The 24,954-nt window shown below is 65.0% G+C and carries 9 protein-coding genes and 2 pseudogenes; 3 read left to right on the plus strand and 8 right to left on the minus strand.

The genetic code is table 11. From position 1 onward, the window contains the following. Positions 1–95: 95 nt before the first annotated feature. The 3 genes and pseudogenes from ABQZ00_RS20105 to ABQZ00_RS20110 all read right to left on the minus strand — a co-directional run. Positions 96–2,804: a M16 family metallopeptidase gene (locus ABQZ00_RS20105; protein ID WP_323538377.1), complete on the minus strand. Its 2,709-nt coding sequence runs from the start codon at positions 2,802–2,804 to the stop codon at positions 96–98. A 158-nt stretch (positions 2,805–2,962) separates the two neighbouring features. After that, positions 2,963–3,406 (minus strand): STN domain-containing protein, encoded by a 444-nt coding sequence (locus ABQZ00_RS23905; protein ID WP_115552538.1) that lies wholly within the window; start codon positions 3,404–3,406, stop codon positions 2,963–2,965. 113 nt (positions 3,407–3,519) lie between these two features. Beyond that, a pseudogene (locus ABQZ00_RS20110) lies at positions 3,520–3,645 on the minus strand (aldo/keto reductase); the annotation flags it as partial. On the opposite strand from ABQZ00_RS20110, the pseudogene ABQZ00_RS20115 reads away from it, so the two are divergent. Next, a pseudogene (locus tag ABQZ00_RS20115) lies at positions 3,641–3,805 on the plus strand (lysophospholipase); the annotation flags it as partial. The pseudogenes ABQZ00_RS20110 and ABQZ00_RS20115 overlap by 5 nt on opposite strands. 61 nt (positions 3,806–3,866) lie before the next feature. On the opposite strand, the gene ABQZ00_RS20120 reads toward ABQZ00_RS20115, so the two are convergent. From ABQZ00_RS20120 to ABQZ00_RS20140, 5 genes are all read right to left on the minus strand, one after another. Beyond that, entirely contained in the window at positions 3,867–4,139 is a 273-nt protein-coding gene (locus tag ABQZ00_RS20120; protein WP_323538376.1) for a hypothetical protein, read from the minus strand. A 165-nt stretch (positions 4,140–4,304) separates the two neighbouring features. Further along, a complete protein-coding gene (locus tag ABQZ00_RS20125; protein WP_323538375.1) occupies positions 4,305–4,769 on the minus strand; it encodes a metallophosphoesterase family protein in 465 nt (154 codons plus the stop codon). Positions 4,770–4,917: 148 nt separating this feature from the next. Then, the gene (gene glgB / locus ABQZ00_RS20130) at positions 4,918–7,101 is read right to left on the minus strand and encodes a 1,4-alpha-glucan branching protein GlgB (protein WP_055854014.1); all 2,184 of its coding nucleotides are present in this window, start codon (positions 7,099–7,101) and stop codon (positions 4,918–4,920) included. Between the two features lie 11 nt (positions 7,102–7,112). Then, complete coding sequence (treS, locus tag ABQZ00_RS20135; protein WP_323538374.1) at positions 7,113–10,463, minus strand: maltose alpha-D-glucosyltransferase; 3,351 nt, start codon at positions 10,461–10,463, stop codon at positions 7,113–7,115. Further along, on the minus strand, positions 10,460–13,570 hold the full coding sequence (locus tag ABQZ00_RS20140) for a maltotransferase domain-containing protein (RefSeq protein WP_323538373.1): 3,111 nt from the start codon (positions 13,568–13,570) through the stop codon (positions 10,460–10,462). Before ABQZ00_RS20140 ends, treS begins: the two co-directional genes overlap by 4 nt. A 917-nt stretch (positions 13,571–14,487) precedes the next feature. Between ABQZ00_RS20140 and ABQZ00_RS20145 the strand changes: the two genes are divergently transcribed. Together ABQZ00_RS20145 and ABQZ00_RS20150 are read left to right on the plus strand one after the other, a co-directional pair. Next, positions 14,488–16,230 carry a ShlB/FhaC/HecB family hemolysin secretion/activation protein gene (locus ABQZ00_RS20145; RefSeq protein WP_323538372.1) on the plus strand — a complete coding sequence of 581 codons (1,743 nt, stop codon included), beginning with the start codon at positions 14,488–14,490 and terminating at the stop codon, positions 16,228–16,230. A gap of 22 nt (positions 16,231–16,252) precedes the next feature. Further along, the coding region (locus ABQZ00_RS20150) for a two-partner secretion domain-containing protein (protein ID WP_323538371.1) at positions 16,253–24,954 on the plus strand (8,702 nt) is incomplete at its 3' end.

Raw genomic sequence — 24,954 nt, forward strand, 5'->3', positions numbered from 1 at the left:
CGCCCCGTCTCGCCAGGATCGCCGCAGGCCGACGTCGTGACAGCGCACCGGCGCAGCACAGGCCCGGCGTGCCTTCTCACCCGGGCCTGCACGCATCACGGCGATGTTGCGGCGGCAGCGGGGATGACCGTCACCGGAAGCCCGAGTTGGGCAAGCTGCGGCTCGACCTTGGCCGCGTCGCCGAGCACGACCCAGACGAACCTGCCCGGATCAATCGACTGCTGCAGCGCCGCCTGCGCCGTCTCGCGGTCCAGGCGGCGATAGCGCTCGACCAGCGACGCTTGATATGCATCGGCGCGGCCGAGCAAGCGATTCTCACGGATGGCATCCAGATAACTTTGTGCATCGCCATAGGCCACCGACAACTTCCTGATCTGGCCCTCGATGACAAAGTCGAATTCTTCGCGCGTCATTGGGCGTTTGCCCAGAAACTCGGACATCTCCCGGCGGATCGTGGCGATCGTCTCGCCGGTCTTGTCCTGTTGCACCGGCGCATTGACCAGGTAGCGGGTCGCCATCTTGAGGGTATCGAAGCGGCCATCGACGCCATAGCTCCACCCTTTGGTTTCGCGCAGCTCGGTATTCAAGCGGCTCGAGAAGCTCGCTCCGAGCGCGATGTTGGCCAGCGTGGCGTCGGACACACGCCCGCGATTGCGCGTCTCCACCGCCTGCCCGGCCAGGATCATCGACTGATCCGAATCCGGATTGTCGATCAGCACGATGCGCGGCGACGACGCCTTGGCCGGTCCGGGCAGGTCCTTGCGCCCCGGTGCGCCCTGCGACCGCCAATCGCCGAAGCTGCGCTCGAGCAGCTGCTGCACGACCTCCGCTGGCAGATCGCTGCTGACGAAGATGCTGGTCTTGTCTGGCCGGAACCAGGCGTGGTGGAAGGCGATCAGATCCTCGCGACTGATCGCGTTCACCGCGTCCGCATCTTGCGGCCCCTGGTGACGGGTATAAGGCGAGTCGGCATCGATCAGCTGCAGCAGGGTGCGTCCCACTTGCATGGAGCCGTCCGTGTCGGCGGCAGCGATGCCGGCAATCATCTCGTCGCGCTGCTCCTGGATCCGGTCCGGATCGAACGCGGGGATGCGCAGCATGTCCGCCAGCATAGTCAGCGCCGGCCGCAGGTTGGCGCTGGGGACCGACAGCTTGGCGGTGGTGCGGTCAGGGTCGGATTCCAGACTGGTAGATGCGCCAAGTCGGTCGCGCTGGATCGCAAGCGCATCGGCATTGCGCTTGGTGGTGCCCTTGTCCAACAAACCCAGCACCATGGCGTGAGTGCCAGGCCGCTGCAGCGGATCGGCCACGACGCCGGCATCGACATCGATAGTGATCTGGGTGAACGGCACATCGTCGCTGCGCAGATACATCACCTCGATGCCGTTGCTCAGGCGCAGCTGCTGCGCCTGCGGAAAAGCGATGGCGCCGAACACACCCACTGGAGGCAGGCCACCGCGGGTTCCGGCAACCACCGGGTCGACAGGGGCGGCCACGCTGCGTGCGGAAGGCCCGGCGGCAGCCGCGAATGCCGCTGGCGCCCCTGGCAGGACCGTCAACGCGTACGCCGGCCGGCTAAGCCAGGTGGCTGCCGCTGCCTGCACGCGCGCTGGCGTTTGCGCGGCCAACGTCTGCAACTCGGTCTTGTAGAAGTCCGGCCCCTTGCCCAACCGCAGCCCTTCGTTCACCACAGCGAGCTTGCTGGAGGGCGTCTGCAGCGCGGCGAGCTGCTGTGCGAGCTGGCGGGTGACATAGAGGTCTATGTCGTCGGCCGACACAGGGGTGGTCAGCATGCTGGCGATGGCCGCATCCAGCTGGCGGCTTGCCAGCACCGGATCCACCCCGGCCGCCACGCTGCCATCGATCATGACGATCCCCGAATGCACCGAGGTGTCCAGCGTGACCGCAAGCGCGCTGAAACTCTTTTCCTGCTGTACCAGCCGTTGCTTGAGGTAGGACGATCCCATTTGCGCCATCGTGGCCACCGCAACCTTGAGTGATGCAGCCACCGGATCGGCCTCGCCGGGAACGGCCCAGGCGCGGTAGAGGTGCGGTGTGGACACTCGGTCCGTCAAGGTGTCTTCCAGCCGCTTTGGCAAGGTCGGTACCGGAGCCACCGGTGGCAGATTGGACGGGCCGGCCGGGATCGCGCCGAAATATTTCTCGACCAACCGCTTGGCGGTGTCAATGTCGATATCGCCGTCCATCGACAGGACCGCGTTATTGGGACCGTAGTGGGCACGGAACCAGGCCTTGACGTCATCCAGTGTTGCCGCGTCCAGGTCAGCCATCGAGCCGAAGACCTCGTGCGCAGCGGGATGTCCCGGCGGATACAACCGCTCGCGCACGCGGTAGCGCACGATCGCCAGCGGCTTGCTGTCGGCCTGCCGCTTTTCGTTTTGCACCACACCGCGCTGCTCGTCGAGCTTGGTTTGGGTGAGTGCGCCGAGCAGATACCCCATGCGGTCACTTTCCAGAAATAGCGCCTGCTCCAACCCGGGGGTGGGCAGGCTTTCGTAATAGCTGGTGCGATCAGGCATCGTGACGCCGTTGAGTTCGGCACCCAGCCGCTGCAATGGCAGTGCGTAGTCGCCTGGCGCATTCTCGCTGCCGTTGAACATCAGATGCTCGAACAGGTGCGCGAATCCGGTTCGACCCGCAGGCTCGGACGTAGAGCCGACGTTGTAGTCGACGGTCAGCGTGACCATCTTGGCGCGGTGATCGGAATGCACGAAGACGCGCAAGCCGTTCTGCAGCGTGAAACTCTGGTACGGAATATGGATCGCGCGCACGAGCTCCGCCAACGGCGCAGGTTCCTCCGAAGCCACACGTTCCGCATTGGTCGCCGTGGTCGCCGCTGGCAATGCGCTTGCTACTGCGCTGACGACGCTCGATACCAATGCCAGCCCAAGCAGGCCAGCGTACAAGCGAGCGGAAAAAGTCCTTTTTGTCGCAGACGTTCTCATAGCGATGCCCCTGGTCGTGCCACTTGATGGACCGGTGCCGAAGCTCCTGCAGGCTGCATGGAATGCGATTGCGCGGCACCGGACGCCTGCTCGGCAAGCACGATCGAGTAGGTCCCTGGCCCGGTCTTGAGCCAGCGCAACCCGCTGTGGCGCAACAGGACCGTCAATGCAGACTCGATCGGGTAGGCCCCTTTCAGGCTGCTGGTACGGCGTGCGGCAACCGCGTCCTGCGAAACCAAAATCTGCACTGTCGTGGCCTGCCGTGAGAAAGCAGCGATCCCGCTGGCGGCAGTTTGCGCGGGAACATCGAAGCGCCAGATCTCTGCCGGCCCAGTCGCTGCCGCCGTCAGCAGCAATGACAGCAGCGGCACAGCGCACACTTTCTTCCAGCACATGTCGTTCCCTTGCAAAGCGGCCCGCGCGGCATGCCTGGACCTCATACCTCAAGGACGAAGCACAGCGACGCTTCCTTATGTGCGCGTCCTGCAGGCAACCGGTACGGCTGCACACGCGACGGTGCAGCCGCTGCTGAGGTGCCCTGAGCGGTGCGGTGCCGTGTCGATTGGCTCCACGCCCGCGCCTGCTCGGCGGTGCGTGCGCCAGGAATCACTGCCGACACCACCTGCGGTACGGCGGCGGCTATCGACAGGTGCTTGTGTTGATCCAGTAACGCCACTGCCACAGCGCAGGACAACGCCAGCGCCGAGCCGATGGGCCAGGCCAAACGCGCGTTCGACTACACCCATCTCGGCCCGGACGGCGCGGAGTTGTTCGCCGCCATCGTGGCCGACGAGTTGTCGCAGCAGTTGCCTGCGCTGCGGCCGCTGTTGATTCCCTAGGACCACAAACCAGCGAGGGCGACCCGGCATCTGCACACCGATGCTCGACCCGGCGTGGCGCTCAGCCGGTACGCTGTTCGCGAAACCAGCACAGCGCCAAGCCGAGCCCCCCGCCGATCAGACCTCCCACCACGATGCCATGGGCAAACCCCTGGCCGTTGAAGTGAGCCACCAGCGCCCCGATCGCCATGCACGGCAGCGAGATTCCCGCCGCCCCGCGGCGCCGCGCAAGGCGGCGTGCCTGCGCGGCACGTTTGCGTTCGCGCTGCAGCCGCGCGCGTGTCTCCGGCAGCATGATGGCTTCGGCGATGGCATCGGCTTGCGTGCGATCCATGTGGCGCGTGTCCTAAAGAGTCGATCATGACGCCCGCCGCGTTGGCGGACTCTTCCGTGGAAGTATCGGTGGCTCCGACTTGCTGCACAAGATGGCGCGCGGCCGCCATGTGGTTACGCAGTTGGGTCTCTGCAATCGCCACAGAGGCGCTGCATCGTAAAGCGCTCAGCGCACCTCCAGCACACACAGCTCGGCGCGCGGCGCGCCATCGCCCAACCACAACAGACCCACGCTGATCGGCAGGCTGAAACGGCGTCGGCCTGCACTGCCCGGATTGACGTACAACACGCCATTGCGGCTGTGCACCGACGGCATGTGCGAATGACCGCTGATGACGACCTCTGCCGCCACGTCCACCGCCAGTGTTTTCAGATCGTGCAGCACATGGATGCGCACGCCGGCGATCACCAGATCCAGCGTCTGCGGCAAGGCGGCCCCCCAGGGTTTGTCATCGATATTGCCGGCGATCGCGTGCACTGGCGCCAGCGCCTGCAATGCGGCTAGGACGTCGGGTTTGCCCACGTCACCGGCATGGATGAGTGCAGCGCATCCGGCAAGTGCCGTGACCGCTTCCGGCCTGAGCAGGCCGTGCGTGTCGGACACCAATCCGATGCGTAACGGGGTAGGCATTGTCGATGTCTCAACCAGCAGGCAGCGAAGTGTTTTGCGCGGATGGTGGCATCGCCACACGGCACCTCAGCAGGCTGTCTTCGGCATGGCCCAGCCAGCCCATCGATCCGGCAGCGCCGGGCTTGCTGCCCGGCGCCGTGCAGTTAACTCAGCCGTGCGGCGTGAGCACGATGACGCCCAGCGGCGGTAACAGCAGCGGCAACGACTGGGCGTGGCCGTGCATGGATTGCTGCTCGGCGGTCACGCTGCCACCGTTGCCCAGGTTGGCACCGCCATAGATGCCGGCATCGCTGTTGAATACTTCGCGCCATTGGCCGCCCTGCGGCACGCCGATGCGATACCCGTGCTGCACCACCGGGGTGAAGTTGATCACCACCAGCACCGGCGCATCGCCGCGTTTGCCCTTGCGCAGGAACGCGAGCACGCTGTTGGCCGCGTCATCGCCGACGACCCAGGCAAACCCGGATGGATCGTCGTCGTATGCGTGCAATGCCGGGTATTGCACATACAGCCGATTCAAATCGCGCACCAGTGTTTGCACACCGCGATGGCGCGGGTCGTCGAGCAAGTGCCACGGAATGCCGCCGTCGTGATTCCATTCGGTGGGCTGGCCGAACTCGCAGCCCATGAACAGCAACTTGCGCCCGGGGTGGGTGAACATGAAACCCAGATACGCACGCAGATTGGCAAACCGCTGCCAGTCGTCGCCTGGCATGCGGCCCAGCAACGAGCCCTTGCCGTGCACCACTTCGTCGTGCGAGATCGGCAACACGAAGCGCTCCGAATACGCATAGACCATGCTGAAAGTCAGCTCGCCGTGGTGGTAGCGGCGGTAGATCGGGTCCAGCCCCGCGTAATGCAGGGTGTCGTGCATCCAGCCCATGTTCCACTTGTAGTGAAAGCCCAGGCCGCCATGCGCGACATCGGCGGTGACGCCGGGAAACGCGGTGGATTCTTCGGCAATCATCACCGCACCCGGGGTGTGCTCGCGCACCACGTCGTTGAGCCGGCGCAGGAATGCGATGGTTTCGTAATTCTCGCGTCCGCCGTGGATATTGGGCACCCACTCGCCGGCATTGCGGCTGTAGTCGCGATACAGCATCGAGGCCACCGCATCCACACGCAGGCCATCGACGTGGAAGCGCTGCAGGAACTCCAGCGCGCTGGCGATCAAAAACCCGGACACCTCGCGGCGGCCGTGGTTGTAGATCAGCGTATTCCAGTCGCGATGGAAGCCTTCGCGCGGGTCGGCGTGTTCGTACAGCGCGGTGCCGTCGAAATGCGCCAGGCCGTGCGCGTCGGTGGGAAAGTGCGCCGGCACCCAATCGACGATGACGCCGATACCTTCGCGGTGGCAGCGATCAACAAAGCGCGCAAAGCCATCGGGCGAGCCAAAGCGCGCGGTCGGTGCGAACAAGCCCAAGGGTTGATAGCCCCATGAGCCGCCGAACGGATGCTCGGTCACCGGCATTAGTTCGACGTGGGTGAAACCCATATCGGCCACATACGGAATCAGACGATCGGCCAGGCCATCCCAGTCCAGGTCCACGCCTTCTTCGCGCAGCCAGGAGCCGGCATGGATCTCGTAGACGCTCATCGGCGCGTCGTGCGCCTGGCGGCGCGCACGCGTGGCCATCCAGCCGTCGTCGCTCCACTGGTGCGGCGTAGGGTCGGCCACGATCGAAGCGGTGCCGGGTGCAAGCTCGGCGCGACGCGCGACCGGGTCGGCCTTGGCCGGCAGCTCGTGGCCGTGTGGGCCGCGCAGCTGATATTTGTAATGCGCGCCAGGGCCGACATCGGGCACGAACAGCTCCCACACGCCGGACTGGTGACGCAGCCGCATCGGGTGACGGCGCGCGTCCCAACTATTGAAGTCGCCCACCACCGCCACGCGCGAGGCATTGGGCGCCCACACAGCAAAGCGCGTGCCGCGCACGCCGTCTACCTCAACCACGTTCGCGCCCAGCGCATCGGCCAATTGCAGATGGTGGCCTTCGCTGATCAGGTGCAGGTCGAAGTCGCTGAGCTGCGGCCCGAACGCGTACGGGTCGGCCGTCTCCTGCTCGCCGCCGGGCCAGCCGATGCGCAGCCGATACGCGCCTTGTGCGGGCAACTCACCGGCAAACAGGCCCGCTTCCGGGCCGGCCTCCAGGGCAATCGTCTGCCCGTCGTCGAGCACGGCGCTGACATGGCCGGCGCCCGGCAGGTAGGTGCGCAGCAAGCGCCCTGCGTCGGTCGGGTGCGCGCCCAACACGGCGAAGGCATCGCCGTGGCGCGCTTCGGCCAGGGCGCGTACCACGCCGGGGTCCCATCGATTGGTCACTGCTGTCATCACTCCACTCATCATGTGTCTCCTGCACCGGCGCGTGCGCGTTGCAGGATGCGGCGCAAGCCTTCAATCGGCACCATCAACCAGCCAGGGCGATTGGCCGCTTCGTAACGCACTTCGTAACAGGCCTTCTCCACCAGGAACAGCAAGGTGGCTGCGTTGAACGCCGCCGGCGCAATCCACGGATGGGCGCTGGCGTCGAGCACGGCATGGTAAGCGTCCAGGAAGGCTTGCGTGGAGCGGCGGCGGAATTGCGCCAGGAATTCATCCAGGTGCGTGTCCACACCGACGCCTGCGCGTGCGGCGGTGCCTTCTTCGCCGCGTGCCGAAACCTCGCTAGCGTAATCGAGCGAGCGCAGGAAACCGGCCACATCGCGCAACGGGCTGGCCTTGGCTCGACGCTCGGCCAGCGGCTTGGCCGGCTCGCCTTCGAAGTCGATCAACACCACATCATCGAAGGCCACCAGGATCTGGCCCAGGTGGAAATCGCCATGCACGCGAGTCAGCAGCGAATCGGCCAGCACGCTCGGCGCCTTGGCCAGCAAGCTGTCCAGCTGCGGGCGCTCGGCGAGTACCGCTTCCAGTGCTTCGCGCTCGGCTGCATCTTCGCTGCCGGACAAGCGCGCGTTGACCATCTCCCACATCTCTTCGACCTGCCGCGCCACACCGGCCACCACGTCGTTGGCCGTCGGCAGATCGATCCGCTGCGGTGCGAAGTCCGCATCGTCGGTGGCGCGCGACAAGGCCTCGTGCAACTCGGCCAGGCGCTTGCCGACCACGGCCGCAAACGCGTCGTAACCAGCAATGGCCTCGGCGCGCGATTCGTCGGTTTGCGCGGTGGCGTATTCGTCGAAGCTGCGCGCCAGATGGTCCAGCGTCCAACGCCAGGCATCGCCCTGATTGCGGATAAAGCCCTGCAGCAGCGCGATGGTAGTGATGGTGCCCTGCCCGTCGACGCGGCTGACGCTGCCCAGCAGCGGCGCTGCATTGGCGTAGCCCAGCTCGGTCAGGCGGCGGCCGATTTCGATTTCCGGATTCGCACCGATTGCCACATGCCGCAATAGCTTGAACACCGCCTTGTCGGCGACCACCAGCGAACTGTTGCTCTGTTCGGCCGACAACCAACGGATGTCCGGATCGGCGGGGATCTCCAGCTTGGCCAGCGCAGGCGTCGCTTCAAAGCGCACCTGGCCTTGCTGCGAAGGATCGTCGCCATCGCAGAAATCCAGCGTCGCATTGGTGCGCAAGGCATCGATCACCCCGCGCACCATCGGCTTGAGCGCAAACGCATCGGTGAGATAGCCCACCTCGCGCCCTTGGCGCACGCGCGCCAGGGCCAGCTGTTCGGCCAGGGTGCTGGGTTGGTCGCGCTCCCACACGATGCCGATCGGCAGCATGTAGGACGCGTGGTGGCCGTCTTCCAGCTCCACGTCCAGCTCCAGCAAACTCATTGGCTCATCGCCCGGCAATGGCGTGCGGCGCGAGATGCGCACGCTGCGCAGCGCCTGATCCTTGGCCGAGAACCAGCGCCGCGCCGACAGCCACGCCGGCAGGATTTCGCCTTCCAGGGTGGGCAGATGCGGCAGCAGCGCGTTGCTTTCGTCGGTGTCGCTGCGCAGCACCAGCGTGCGGTAGTCGGGCAACGGTACCGGGCTGGGCACATGCCAATCCGGCAAGGTGCCTTCGCTGACCAGCTGAAACGCGTAGAAGCCGAACGGCGGCACCGTGAGCAGATAGGTCAGCCGGCCGATCGGCGGGAAGCTGCCGCCGCCGATGATGTCTACCGGCACGCGACCTTCGAACTCGGACAGATCCAGTTCCACCGCCTGCAGTGTGTGCGACAGGTTGGCCACGCACAGCACGGTTTCGTCCTGATAGCAGCGCAGATACGCCAGCATGCGGCGGTTGCCCGGATACAAAAAGCGCAGCACGCCACGGCCGAACGCCTGGTAGCGCTTGCGCACGCTGAGGATGCGGCGGGTCCAGGTGAGCAGCGAATGCTGGTCGCGGATCTGCGCTTCCACATTCACCGCCTGAAAGCCGTACAGCGGGTCCATCACCGGCGGAAGCACCAGCTGTGCCGGGTCGGCGCGCGAGAAACCGCCATTGCGGTCGACCGACCACTGCATCGGGGTGCGCACACCATCGCGGTCGCCCAGATGGATGTTGTCGCCCATGCCGATCTCATCGCCGTAATACAGCACCGGCGTGCCCGGCATGGTCAGCAACAAGGAGGTCATCAATTCGATACGGCGGCGGTCGCGCTCAAGCAGCGGCGCCAGGCGGCGACGGATGCCAAGATTGATGCGTGCGCGACGGTCCGAGGCGTAGGTTTGCCACAGATAATCGCGCTCCGAATCGGTGACCATTTCCAGCGTCAACTCATCGTGGTTGCGCAGGAAGATCGCCCACTGGCAGCTCTCCGGAATCTCCGGGGTCTGCCGCATGATGTCGGTGATGGGAAAGCGGTCTTCGCGCGCGATTGCCATGTACATGCGCGGCATCAGCGGGAAGTGGAACGCCATATGGCATTCGTCGGCGTTCTGGCCGAAGTATTGCTGGGTGTCTTCCGGCCACATATTGGCTTCGGCCAGCAGCATGCGGTCCGGGTATTCGGCATCCAGGGTGGCGCGGATCTTGCGCAGGATGGCGTGGGTCTCGGGGAGATTTTCGTTGGAGGTACCGGAGCGCTCGATCAGGTACGGCACTGCGTCCAGACGCAGGCCATCCACACCGCGGTCCAGCCAGAAGCGCATCACTTCCAGCACCGCTTCCAGCACGGCGGGGTTGTCGAAATTCAGGTCCGGCTGATGCGAGTAGAACCGATGCCAGAAATACTGGCCGGCCACCGGGTCCCAGGTCCAGTTGGACTTTTCGGTGTCGCAAAAAATGATGCGCGTGCCTTCGTATTCCTGATCGGTGTCCGACCAGACGTAGAAGTCGCGCTCCGGCGAGCCGGCCGGCGCGTTGCGTGCACGCTGGAACCACGCATGCTGATCGGAGGTGTGGTTGATCACCAGCTCGGTGACCACACGGATGCCGCGCGCATGCGCCTGCGCCACCAGCTGTTCGAAGTCAGCGATGGTGCCGTAGTCCGGATGCACCGCCATATACTCGGCGATGTCGTAACCGTCGTCGCGGCGCGGGCTGGGGTAGAACGGCAGCAACCAGATGGTGTCCACGCCAAGTTCGGCGATGTAATCCAGCTTGGAAATCAGTCCCGGAAAATCGCCGATGCCATCGTCGTTGGAGTCGAAAAACGACTTGACGTGCACCTGGTAGATGATCGCGTCCTTGTACCAAAGCTGATCTGCGATCACCGCCGATTGTTCTGCGTCGGCCTGTAAAGCGGGAACTGCATTCATGCGACCTCTCCTGCGCGGATGCGCCATAACGCGAACGGTCGCGCTGCCTCTACACGGATGTGCTGGTATTTGCCTTGCCACTCGAACCGATGCCCGTCCCACAGATCTTCCACCGCAACGGTGGCGTGATCGGGTAAGCCCAGTTCCCACAACGGGATTTCGATATCCGCCTCCTGGCCGGCATGCGGGTCCAGGTTGATCGCCACCAGCACCATGCTGCGGCTGCGCGATAGATACCCGGCATCCAGGAACTTGCCGAAATACAGCACCTGGTCGTTATGCGCCTGATAGAAGCGCGTGCCCAGATGCGATTGCAGTTCCGGGTGCATGCGCCGCAGCTGATTGAAGCGGGTGATCTCATCGACGATATCGCCGGGCGCCCGCTCGGGCCATGCACGCAACTGGAATTTCTCCGAGTCCAGATACTCTTCCTTGCCCGGTGCCAGCGGTGTTGCCTCGCACAGTTCGAAGCCCTGGTACATGCCCCACAGGCCCGACAAGGTGGTCGCCAATGCAGCGCGGATCAAATGCCCGTTGCGCCCGCTGGTCTGCAGGAACAACGGATTGATGTCCGGCGTATTGACGAAGAAATGCGGGCGGAAGCATTCGCGCGGCACGCCTTCGTTCAACTCTTCCACATAGTCCTGCAGTTCGTGCTTGTGGTTGCGCCAGGTGAAATAGGTGTACGACTGCGAAAAGCCGCACTTGGCCAAGCGGTACATCATCTTTGGCCGGGTAAAGGCTTCGGACAGGAACACCACGTCGGGGCGACGGCCGCGCACATCGGCAATCAACCACTCCCAGAACGGGAACGGCTTGGTGTGCGGGTTGTCCACCCGAAACAACGTGACGCCTTCATTGACCCAGAACAGCACTGCGTCGCGCAGCGTGTTCCACAAGTCCGGCACCGCGCCGCTGGCGTAGAAATCGACGTTGACAATGTCCTGGTATTTCTTCGGCGGATTTTCCGCATACGGGATGGAACCGTCCGCACGCCAGGTGAACCAGTCCTTGTGATCGCGCAGCCACGGATGGTCTGGCGCACACTGGATCGCAAAATCCAGCGCCACTTCCAGACCATGCGCACGCGCAGCCTGGATCAAGCGACGGAAGCCCTCCAGCCCACCGAGCTCGGCATGCACCTCGGTGTGGCCACCGTCGGTGGCGCCGATCGCGTACGGGCTGCCCGGCTCGCCATCGACGGCGGTGACCGAGTTGTTGCGCCCCTTGCGGTTCTTCGCACCAATCGGGTGGATCGGCGGCATGTACAGCACATCGAAGTGCATCGCGCGGATATGCGCCAGGCGTTCGATCACGTCGTCGAAGGTGCCGTGCCGCGCCACATCGCCGCTTTGCGAACGCGGGAACAGCTCGTACCAGCTGGCAAAGTGCGCCGCGCGACGTTCCGATTCCACCCGGTAGGTCACCGGTGTCTCGGAGCGGAACGGCTTGTCGTCGGCCAGCGCCATCGCCTGCGCGGTGTCCGGCTCCAACACGATGGCGAGCTGTTGCAGCGGTTCGCTCTGCGCACCGATGCGGGTGAGCAGGGCCTGCAAACGCTCGGCCAACGCACCGGTGCTACGTGCATGCGCAGCCTGCACCACGGCCACCGCCTCCTGCACGTCTACCGGCAACACCGTGTTGGCCGCGCGCTTCTTTTCCAGATCCGCATGCAAGGTGGCGAAGACATCGCGCCAGCCCTCCACACGGAATTCATAGGTACCGATGCGCTCCAGCGGAAACTCCGCGCGCCACCGGTCGTTGCCCAGCGCACGCATCGGCGCGCTGGACCAGGTCTTGGCATCGGCCGGCCGCCACAGCACCGCCACCGCGATGCGGTCGTGCCCGTCGCAGAAGGCATCGGCTTCCACACAGATGCGGTCGCCCACCGTGCGCTTGACCGGGAAACGGCCGTTATCGACCGAGGGCGTCACCGATTCGATGCACACCCGCGGCCAGGCAGCCGCGGTCTGCGCACGCGGCCGCATGCGCGGCACCGCAAGCACATGGCGTGCCGGCACGCTGCGGTACACGCGCACTTCGCCCGGTTCCAGTGCGTCTAGCGTTGCGCCGGACAAGGTGCGGCCATCCTCGGCCACCAACGCCTCGGCATCGCCAAGCAGCCGCAACAGATCCGATGCCGGCACCGGCACCACATGCCGCGTATCGCCATTGATCAATAACAAGGCGGGTAAACCGCCCAACGGCTCGACCGCAACCGCGGTCAGGCCGGTGGATTCGCGGAGCAGCGGGCGCAGCCGCATGCCGGCATTGCTGGTCGGCAACCCATCGGCCGCGCGAATCGACTGTGGCAAGGCATCCAGCTGCGCATCGTGCAGCAACCAGGCGCCACCCAGGGCCAGCGCCAGCTGCCAGTGCTGCTCGGACGATGCCGCACGCTTGCCATCGGGCGCATCGAGCACAGCAATGACCTGCGATGCCAGCGCACGCAGCGCAGTGTCTTCATCGAAGAACCAGCTGCCGCGCCCGTCCCACCACGCCAGCGACGAAAACGCCGCATCGAAGCCGGCACCGGACAACTGCTGCAAGGCTTCCAGACCCAACCCGGGCGTCCACGCCGCAAACACCACCTCCGGCGCCTGCGCATGCACGCGCGCAATCAACTCGCGCCAGCGCTGCACCGGCACCTGTTGCGGCTGCAATAGCCGGAAACCGCCAACGCCCTGCCCGGCCCACTCCAGCAAGCGCGCACTCCACCACTCCACCAGCGCCGCGCCTTCCTGCGCATAAGCAAAGCGCGCCTCGGCCACCTCCGGCGTGGCCCGCGGCTGGCGCGGGTCCGGCACCGCCGTGCTGCGTGCACGAAACCACTGCGGGTTATCGCGCACCACCGCGCTGGCGCCACCGATTTCATCCAGGCGCACATCGATCAGCAGCTTCACGCCCGCGCGGTGCGCGGCCTGCGCCGCCTCGCGCAGGTGGTCGTGGGCATCGGCACCAGCCGCCGGCTCGATCAACCGTCCTTCCGCATCGCGCGCGAACGGCGCCGCCATCACCACGTAGTCGCAGCCCGCCTCGCGGGCCGCACTGCAGCGCTGCTCCAGCCCGGCAGACGAAGACGCCTCATTGAGAACACAGATCCGCATGGCGCCTCCTCAGCAGACCACGGCGCGCGAACGCACCGTGACGATGGGGGACATATCGCACGCGTCATGTCGCCACGCCGCAGCGACTCGCGGAGGAAGCGCCGGTCCAACACCCGCCTGGATCACGCCTTGCCGCCCCGACCCCTGCCAGCGCGACGCCCGACCGACCCTGCTACCTGTGACTGCACTCATGCGCAACTCCGCAACGATTCTTGACCCATGCAGTCAAACACTCCCACTGCGAATTTCATGTGTCGGTCGAATTGACGAAAATCAAACAAGCGCGGCGGTGCGGGTGAGACGGCACGAGAACGCGCCGTGGAAGAGGTCGGGTGCATCGCTGATGGTGGCGCAAGACAAAGCGTGGGACATAGACAGACTGGTTGACGTGTCATCTGCGCGACAACATCCATCGCGACGTTTGACCCACGTCGATGCTGTGTGGGTGTCGTCTTGGCCTTGCTGGCAACCCGGGTCATGCAGTCGAGGCGGTAAAGCGCTAACGCGCTGCCGCTACCGATGCAAGTCAGAGCAAGAGCAAATCACATGCAACGAAACCAAAAATGATGGCTAACACAATTAGAAATTCGAGCGGATCAGCCTGAATATCTAACCGACAAAAGCAATTCACCTGCAGTCGCGTGAACTCATGAGTTCACGCGTTCGATCTAAAGAAATAAATCTTTATATTTCCGTCTATAAATTTAATTAGTGAATATTCCGATAAAAATTCACGTACTAAAAAAGCAGCCAAATCGCTAATTTCAATAGCGAAATTTGTTTCTCCTCGTATCACGATCTGCGATAGAAGGTCAGGATTTTTCCTACAGGCAAGCTCTTCCGTTTGCATTAAAATATCGTTAGGGGCGGCGCGGAAGCGTCGGTAAGTCGTTATCGAGTCGGGCGGTCATCTGCACATGGATTCAGGCAAGAAAGGAACGGCACGCATGCGTGCCACGTGGTGTATTGCGCTTTTTGCGGGCACGGCAGCCCAGGTCCCTGCGCAACAGATCGTCGATCCCGCCGCGCAGGAGTTGTTACGGCAGCAGGAGCGCGAGCGTGTTCTGCGCGAGCAACAGGAGGCGCGGCCGGATGTTCGCCTGGAACGCGCCCCGGACGATGGCGTCGAGCGTCTTCCAACCAATGAATCGCCGTGCTTTCGGATCGAGCGCATCGTGCTCGATGGGCAGGCTGCGGATGAATTCCGTTGGTCATTGAAAGCTGCCAACCCTCGGCAAGACCCCGCCATTGGTCGTTGCCTGGGCACCGACGGCATCAACCTGGTAATGAAACGTGTACAGAACGCGGTCATTGCACGCGGCTATGTGACCACGCGCGTGCTGGCCGCGCCGCAGGATCTCACCGGCGGCACCCTGACGTTGTCGCTGGTCCCCGGGCGTGTGCATACCGCCCGCTTCAGCGACCCGACATCCGCACGAGCAGCGATCGCCAATGCTGTGCCTGCACGTCGCGGCGATCTGCTCAATCTGCGCGACATCGAGCAGGGCCTGGAGAACTTTCAGCGTGTGCCGACCGTGGTTGCCGACATCCAGATCGCTCCTGCCGAAGGCCAGGGAACCGGCCCGGGAGAGAGCGACCTGGCCATTGCGTGGCAACAGCGCTCACGTGTGCGCGCCAGCCTGAGCCTGGATGATGCCGGCAGCGACGCCACCGGCAAACTGCAGGCAAACGGAACACTGTCGCTCGACAATCCCCTGGGCCTCAACGAGTTGTTCTACGTCAGCCTCGGCAAGGGCGTGTTCAATGGTGCCGGCAAGGACACCGATAGCTGGACGGTGCACTACGACGTGCCCTACGACTACTGGCTGTTTGGCGTCACCGCCAGCGCATACGACTACAGCCAGGCAGTGGCCGGCGCGATCGAGACTTATGATTACAGCGGGCGCAGTCGCACCGCCGAAGCGCGCATCGATCGCCTGCTATTTCGCAATGCCACGATCAAGTTCGGGGCGTATGGGCGCGGTTGGTGGCGACAGTCCACCAGCGCTATCGACGACACCGAAATCGAAGTGCAACGGCGGCGCACCGCCGGCTGGGAAGTTGGCCTGAACCACCGCCAGTTCCTTGGCAAAGTCACCCTGGACGCAAGCGTTGCGTATCGACGCGGCACCGGTGCGTTCGATGCATTGCGCGCTCCGGAAGAACTTGCACGCGCATTCGACCCGTCGATTCCGCTCGAAGGCACCTCGCGCATGAAACTCATCGTCGCCGATGCCCAGCTGACGGTGCCGTTCCAACTTGGCTCTCAACGTCTGCGTTACAGCGCCTCCTGGCGCGCGCAGTGGAACCGCACGCCATTGGCGCCGCAGGACCGCTTTGCGATCGGCGGGCGTTTCACCGTGCGCGGGTTCGATGGGGAATTGACGCTCAGCGGCGACCGTGGCTGGTCGCTCCGCAATGACCTCAGCCTGGCACTCGGTGGCGGGCTAGAAACGTATCTGGGCGCCGATTACGGCCACATCGGTGGGCAGTCCGCGCGCTTTCAGAGCGGCGACCATCTGGCCGGCATGAGCCTTGGCCTGCGCGGGGGATGGCAACACGTCTCCCTGGACGGATTCGTCGGCGCCCCGCTGGAAAAACCCGCGAACTTCCCAACCGACTACACCACGTTCGGCTTCAGCCTGTCCTGGCGCTACTAAATATTCCACAAGGATTAGTGACATGAATCGCGTCTACCGTCTGGTCTTCAACCGCGCGCTGCGCGTGTGGCAAGTGGCATCCGAGTTGGTCCGTGCGCCGGGTGGCAGCACGGGTGTTGCCGCTACGCGCGCGCACAGGCTCACGATGGAGCCACTGCAGTTTGCGATGTTGTGCGCGCTCGGCTTGGTCGGTGTCATCGACCTTGCTCAGGCACAGTCGGCTGGCCGTATCGTGGCCGATCCGGCCGCGCCAGGCGGCGAGCGCCCGACGGTCCTGACCGCTCCCAATGGCGTGCCGATGGTCAACATCACCACGCCGTCGGCCGCAGGCGTGTCGCGCAATCGCTATTCGCAGTTCGACGTTGGCCGCGAAGGCGCCATCCTCAACAATGCCCGTGGACAGACACAGACCCAAATGGGTGGCTGGGTGCAGGGCAACCCGTGGTTGGCCACCGGCAGCGCCAGGGTGATTCTCAATGAGGTCAACGGGCCGGCGAGCCGGCTCAATGGCTACGTGGAAGTCGCCGGGCCTCGCGCAGAAGTGATCATTGCCAATCCAGCCGGCATCCAGGTCGACGGTGGCGGGTTCCTCAACGCCAGCCGGGTGACGCTGACCACCGGCACACCCATCCTCTCCGGCGGGGCGCTGGAAGGCTATCGTGTGACCGGCGGCGCTATCCAGGTGGGCGGTGCGGGCCTGGACACCAGCGGCGCGGATTACACCGATCTGATTACCCGCTCGCTGCAGGTCAATGCCGGCATCTGGGCAAATCAGCTGCAGGCCAGCCTGGGCAACAACGTGGTCAGTGCCGACCAGGCACGCATCGCGCCGCAGACCGCCACCGGTCAGGCGCCCACCTTCGCACTGGACGTCGGCGCGCTGGGCGGCATGTTTGCCAACAAGATCTGGCTGGTCGGCAACGAACGCGGCGTCGGCGTGCGCAATGCCGGCAACATCGGCGCGCAAGCCGGCGAACTGGTCGTCACGGTGGATGGCCGGCTGGAAAACACCGGTGCCTTGCAATCGCGGCAAGACACGCGCATCACCTCAACTGGCGGTATCGCCAATGCCGGCACGCTGAGCGCCACGCGCGAATTACGCGCATCCACAGTGGCCGATCTGGACAACAGCGGTGGCGTGCTCAATGCGCAACGGCTACAGATCAATGCGGCTGCATTACGTAACCAGAACGGCACCATCGAGCAGACCGGCGTGCAGGCACTGGCATTGAATGCCGGCAGTGTGCGTAACCGTGCCGATGGCAGCATCGGCGCAATCGCCGCCGTCGCGCCAAGCGACGGTGCAACGCCCGGCACCGGTGGCGACAACGGCGGCAACAGCGGCAACGGCAACAACGGCAGCACCGACGGTGGAAACGGCGGTACACCGCCTCCCGTCAGCGTGCCGACGCCTGGCATTGTGCCGCTTGCCGCAGGCGCGCTGACCGTCTCCGGCCTGATGGACAACGATGGTGGCCGCATCAACGGCGGCGGCTCGGTCTCGCTGTCGGCTGCAAATGGGCTGGACAACAGTGGCGGGCGGCTGGGCGTGTCCGCACTCAGCGCACGCGGCGACCTGAGCAATCGCGCCGGCACGCTCGCCGTCTATGGCGATGCCGATCTGCAGCTTGGCGCCTTGGTCAACGACCAGGGCCGCCTCACGGTGGCCAATACACTCGGTCTGGACACACAGTCGCTGAGCAACCGAGGCGGTGAACTGCGTCATGCCGGCGGTGCGGCGACCGCCTGGCAGGTGCGCGGGCTGCTGGATAACCAGGGCGGTGTAATTTCCAGTAATGCGGCAGCGCTGCAACTCAGCGCACAGGCAGTGGTCAATGCGCAGGGCCGCATCGAACACGCCGGAACGCAGGGTCTGACATTGTCGGCGCAGGACTGGTCCGGTGCCGGCGGCAGCATCGCCACACCGGGCACGCTCACCTGGCGCGCAGGTGCGGTGGATCATCGCAATGCCACGGTGAGCACCACACAGCTCGACCTGCAGGCAACCAGCGTCGATAACCGTGGTGGCGCGCTGCTCTCGACCAGCATTCAACCGGCGACGTTGCAAGTACGCGACCGCCTCGACAACGGCGATGGCGGCACCATTGCCAGCAATGGCGATCTGCGTCTTCGCGCTGGCACGTTGGGCAACGCGGGTGGCCAGATTCAGCAGGCCGGTAGCGGCATGCTGACCATCGATACCACCGCACTCGAGGGCCGCGCAGGACGCCTGATCAGCAACGGTGGGCTGGCGATCAATGGCGGGCGCATCGATCTTGCGCAGGGCGTCACGTCCGCCCAGCAGATTGGCATCGCTGCGGACACGCTCAGTACCGCGGGCGGCCGCCTGACATCGCTGGGCGATCAGGCGCTGCGACTGACCGTGCGCGACAGCCTGGACAATCGCGATGGCAATCTTGCCAGCAATGCAGGCATCAACATCGTTGCAGGCTCCGTCGATAACCAGCGCGGCACGATCCTGGCGGCAGGCAGCGAACAGGCCGCCCTGGTCGTGGGCGGCACATTGGACAACAGCGCCGGAACGATTTCCGGCAATGGCGCGGTGCAGCTGCAAGCTGGCAGCGTGATCAATCGCGGCGGCACGGTCGTTGCGGCCAATGGCGCTGCATTGCAGGTCACTGCAAGCAATCTGCTGGACAACAGCCAGGGCGGCCGTCTCGCCGCCAGTGGCAACCTCACCGCACGTGCGTCCACGCTGGACAACCGTGGCGGCGCCATCGAACACGCCGGTACCGGCACCTTGAACGTCGACGCCGATACGCTCCAGGGCGCAGGCGGTAAATTGCTCAGCCTGGGAACGCTGCAGCTGGACGGCGGCGACCTCGCTCTTGGCGCCGGCAGCACCACCCAGGCCGAGCGCATCGTTGTCGATGCCGGCAACCTCAGCACCGCAGGCGGCCAGCTGAGTGCGACCGGTACCGATGCGTTGCGCCTGACCCTGACCGGTGCGCTCAACAACGATGGCGGCGCTATCGCCGGCAACGGCGCGTTCGCCGTGCAGGCAGCGGCACTGTCCAACCGCGGCGGAACCCTGGTGGCCGCTGGCAGCGCCGGCGGCCGTCTCGACATCAGCGGGCAACTGGACAATGCAAACGGACGCATTGCCAGCAACGGCAGCACCCTGCACATTGGTGCAGATCGGCTGATCAATCAGGACGGAACGCTCAGCCACTCCGGCACCGGTGGTCTGGAGATCGCAGTCACACGACTGGACGGCAGCAAGGGCACCATCGTGACCGGCGGCGCGCTGTCGGTGGCAGCAACCGCGATCGATCACCGTGACGCAGCCATCGGCGCAGACAGCGTGGAGCTGCAGGCACAGACCCTGGACAACCGCGGCGGACGCATCGTCGCCAGTGGCAGCACGGCGAGCACTCTCCGCGCCAATGTAGTGAACAATGCCGGCGGCACCGTTGCAGGCAATGGCGACCTGTCGCTGACCAGCGATCTGCTGGACAACACACGAGGCACGATCCAGCACGCAGGTAGCGGCCAACTGCAGATCGATGCACAGACACTTGCCGGCAACGCGGGCAAGCTGATCAGTAACGGCAGCTTGCACGTGACCGGCCAGAGCACCGATCTACGCAATGCCACCACCTCTGCACGCACCATTGCAGTGGACACCGGCAACCTCACCACCGCAGGCGGCCAACTGTCGGCAAGCGGCGACCAGCAGCTGCGGCTGAGCGTTGGCAACACGCTCGACAACACTGGCGGCACCATCGGCGGCAACGGTGTGCTGGCAATCGGCGCACAGACGCTCATCAATACCCAGGGGACTCTGCAGGCCGCAGGTACCGGGCAGTCCACGCTGAACATCGACCAGGCCTTGCACAACCAGCGGGGCAAGGTCCTGCTGGCCGGTGATGGGCGCGTCGCCGCTGCAAGCATCGACAACCAGGCCGGTACCTTGCACGCAGCCGGCGGCATGTTGCGGGTGGACGTGGAGGGACTACTCGACAATCGCAGCCAGGGCGTGGTGTCCAGTACAGCTCAACTCGTCCTGGATGCCGGCACCCTCGATAACGCGACCGGCAGCGTCGTCGCCGGCACCGATCTCACGCTCGTCACCGATAACGCCATCGGCAACAACGGCGGCGCCATCCAGGCGACCAACGCACTGCGCCTGGAAGCGGCCGGTCTTTCCAACCGCGCCGGCAACATCATCGGCGGCAGCGCGGCGGTCGATACGCGGGCGCAACTGCTGGACAACGTCGGCGGCACCATCGGCAGCCAGGTCGGCACGCTGGAGATTCGCAGCGGCGCACTCAACAACGCCGGTGGTCGACTGCAGTCGCAAGCAGCCTTGTTGCTGCAAACCAATGGCCAAGCGATTACCAATACCGGCTCCGGCAGCAATGGCGGCATTCTCGCCAGCGGCCGTCTGCAGGTAGATGGCGGTGCATTGGATAACCGTGGCGGTGCGGTGTTTGCGCAAGGCGATGCACGCCTGACGGTCGCCAGCGTCGATAACAGCGCCGCTGGGGCCTTGAGCGCCGCAGGCAATTTCGCGCTCACAAGCGCGAGCATGAACAACGTCGGCGGCCGACTGCAGGCGGGGCAGAACGTCGACCTGACCTTGAACGGTGCGCTCGACAACCAAGCGGGCCTGGTCGCTGCAGGCAACGTACTGACCTTGCATGCGTCCACTGTGGATAACCGCAACACGCGCGGCACCGGCGCACTGGGTCTGCAGGCCGGGCAGTTGCAGCTGCAGGCGCAATCGCTGGATAACCGCCAAGGACAAGTCATCACCGACGCTGCAGGCAACCTGCAACTGACGTCATCGCTCAACAATGCAGGCGGCCAGATTTCCTCTGGCGGCAACCTGGACATGCGTGCCGATGCAGTCGCCAACAGCGCCGGCCTGCTGCGGTCGGACGGCAACCAGAGCGTGACCGCACGCAACCTCAGCGGCGACGGGCAACTGCAGTCACAGAGCAATCTCACCCTCAGCTTGCGCGAAGGCCTGACCAATACCGGCGAGATGAGCGCCAACGGCACCCTGTCCATCCAGACCGATGGCGACTTGTCCAATCAAGGCATCCTGCGTGCAGGCAACCTCGACCTGGCTGCGCGCAACGTCGACAACGCCGCCAATGGCGAGATCAGCAGCCAGGGCATCACGCACATCAAGACCGGCGGCCAGCTGGTCAATCGCGGGCTGATCGATGGTGCGGTGACCCACCTGGAAGCTGCCACGCTGGACAACGTCGGCACCGGACGCGTGTATGGCGACCACGTCGCAATCGCCGCCGGTCTGCTGCAGAACCGTGCCGAAACCATTGCCGGCGTCACCCGCGTGGCCACGGTGGCCGCACGCGAGCGCCTGGACCTGGGCGTGGGTCAACTGACCAATACCGATCGCGGCCTGATCTATAGCGATGGCGATGCCGCCATTGGCGGCAGCCTGGATGGCAATCGCCTGGCCACCGGCGTGGCACGGCAGATCGACAACCTGGGCTCCGTGATCGACGTAGCCGGCGATCTCGATCTGCAAGCGACCATAGTCAACAATATTCGCCAGAACGTGGTGGTGACTCAAACCACCACCACCCTGGCGCCGGTGCGCCTGGATCAGCCGACCTGGCGTAACAACGGCGAGAACGATACGTCCAATATTCGTTCGACCAGCAATTACGCGGCCTCCGAGGTGTACTACCTCAATCCCCAAGACATCCTAGAGGACACCCCCTACATCACCCCGGATGGCTACCAGGTGCGTCGTGCGGTCATCCGCGTCACGCCACAGACCAGCGCTTATTTCTTCGCACGCGGCGGCATGTATCAAGCCACGGGCGAGCGATCGCGCCTGAATTCGCAATCGGGCACGCTGACCATCTACTACACCGGCCGCCAGGACAACCAGGTCAATCCGGACCAGGTGACCGCGGGCGCGGACGATCCGTTCCGCGAGCTGTCGCAGATCCAGCCCGGCTCCCCCGCGTTTCGCTATAACAGCGACACCTTGCAGTACTCCAACGCCTACGGCACCTGCACCACCAACTGCGTGCAGCTATTGGCGCAGTTCGCCTATACCGATCCCGATCACATCCTGATGAATCCGCAGGGCACCGGTGGCGGCAGGCTCAATGACAACGAGCGTTATCGCATGGCCACCCGTACCGTGGTCGAAGATGTATTGCAGCCGGGTGCAGGACCAGAGGCGGTCATCCAGGCCGGCGGCACCCTGCGGATCGGCACCGATGCGTTACGCAACGAATACGCACGCATCGCCGCTGGCGGCGATCTGGCGATCACCGGGCTGACGCATACCGCCAGTATCACCAACCTCGCTTACACCCTGTTCCGCACACATAGCTTCAGCAACGTCACCACCGCCTACAACGGCACCACCCGGAGCTGGAGCAATCCCTCCATCTCCGAGCAGATTGGCCAGATCGGGAGCCAGCTCACCAGCGGCGGCACGCTGAGCATCGATGTCGGCGATGTAAGCAACCTCAACCAGGGTCGCGACGCGCCAAACGTGCGCGATGGCGCAGCGGTTGCCAACCTCAATATTCGCGGGTCGCAAGCAGCGCCCACCGGCACCGGCATGGGTGGCATTGCCGGCCCGGGTGGCGTGGCGACAAATGCCGCCGACCGCGCGCTGGCGGCGGCAACGCAGACCGCAGGACAGAGCGGCGCCGGCAACGTCGGCGGCGTCGGGAGCAGCGGCCCGGTGACGGGCGCACGTGTGGTCGATGCGGCCGGCGGCTCGCCGGACCGTATCGCAATGGGCACGCCCGATACCCGCGCACCCAGCGGCAGCCTGTTCACGCTCAGGCCCGCCAGCGGCAACTATCTGGTCGAAACCGACCCGCAGTTCGCCGATTACCGCAGCTGGCTGGGCTCGGACTATCTGCTCAATCAGATGGGGTATTCCGCCGATGCGGTGCAAAAGCGCCTGGGCGATGGCTTCTACGAACAAAAGCTGGTGCGCGAGCAGATCGGCCAACTCACTGGCCGGCGTTTCCTGGAAGGCTACAAGAGCGACGAAGCCCAGTACCAGGCATTGCTGGATGCCGGCGCCACCGTCGGCAAGGCCTGGAACCTGCGTCCGGGCGTAGCACTGACCGACGCGCAGATGGCCCAGCTCACCAGCGACATCGTCTGGCTGGTGGAGCGGACCGTCACCCTGCCCGATGGCAGCACCACCACCGCCCTCGTACCGCAGGTGTACCTGCGGTTGCGACCCGGCGACCTGGACGCCGGCGGCGCACTGCTAGCCGGTGCCAACGTCGACGTCACCCTGGCCGGTGGCCTGAAAAACACCGGCACCATCGCCGGCCGTCAGCTGGTGTCCATCGATGCCGGCCGCATCGAACACCTGGGCGGCAGCATCAGCGGCAACCAGGTGGGGCTGCGCTCGGCCAGCGACATCCGTATCGAAGGCGCCAGCGTCAGTGCAGTGGATGCGCTGAGCGTGCAGGCGGTCGGCGACATCACCGTTGCCTCCACCGTGGAAACACTCAGCGGCGGCGGCTACCACCAGTACAGCACCACCCAGCTCGAGCGCGTGGCCGGCCTGTATGTCACCGGCACCAACGGCAACGGCGTGTTGTCGGTGGTGGCTGGCGGAGACGTCAACCTGCAGGCGGCGCAACTGCGCAACGCCGGCACCGACGGCGTCACCCAACTGATTGCAGGCAACAACCTCAACCTCAGCACGCAGACGCTCTCCAACACCACCGACACCACCGCCAACGGCCGTAACTTCCAGCGCAGCAGCGAGACCACCCACCTCGGCACCACCGTGCAGGGCGCGGGCAGCGTGGTGCTGGCCGCCGGTAACGATCTCACTCTGACCGCAGCGCAAGTCGGTGCAGGCAAGACCCTGGCTCTGCAGGCCGGGCGCGACATCAACAGCGTCGCGGCCGTGGACAGCAGCTCGCGCGATCGCAGCACGGTCACCAAGAGCAACTCGCTGGCCACCTCGACCTACGACGAAACCGTGCGCGGCACCCAGCTCGGTGCCGGCGGCGATCTCGTCATGCAGGCCGGCCGCGACCTCACCCTGGCCTCCACCGCAGCGGCCAGTCAGACCGGCGGCATCGCGCTTGCGGCCGGCAACGACATCAAGCTAATCGCCACGCAGGAGCAGCATGATGCGGTGGTGGATAAGGAAACGCGCAAGAAGAGCACCTTCTCCAACGAAAAGACCACCACCCACGACGAATGGCACGACAGTTTTGCCGTCGGTTCATCGCTGAGCGGCAAGTCCGTCAACATGGTGGCCGGCAACGACCTTGCCGTGGTGGGTTCGACAGTGCTCGCGCAGGACAACGTGCGTCTGGCTGCAGGCAACAATGTCACCATCGAATCCGCGCAGGACACCAGCAGCGAAGCGCACAGCGTTCGCCAGAAGAAGTCCGGTTTGACCGGCAGTTCTGGCGGTGGCGTGGCAAGCGTCGGCTATTCGAAGTCCAGTAGCGACAGCCAGCAGTCCACACGCTCGGTCACCCAAGTTGCCTCATCCGTTGGCTCAACCGATGGCAATCTCGTCATCAGCGCGGGCAACCAACTGACCATTGCCGCCTCGGACATCGGCGCGGGCAAGGACCTGACGCTGGCAGCCAAGGACATCGCCCTGCTGGCACGCCAGGACACGGTCGAGTCGCAATCCAGCCAGTCGAGTAAATCCAGCGGATTCTCGGTGGGCGTGACCTACGACCCGGGTGCCTCGTACCGCAGCGCACG

Origin of the sequence: Xanthomonas sp. WHRI 10204, from assembly GCF_040202875.1 — a bacterium.
In the GTDB taxonomy this organism is placed as follows: Bacteria; Pseudomonadota; Gammaproteobacteria; order Xanthomonadales; family Xanthomonadaceae; genus Xanthomonas.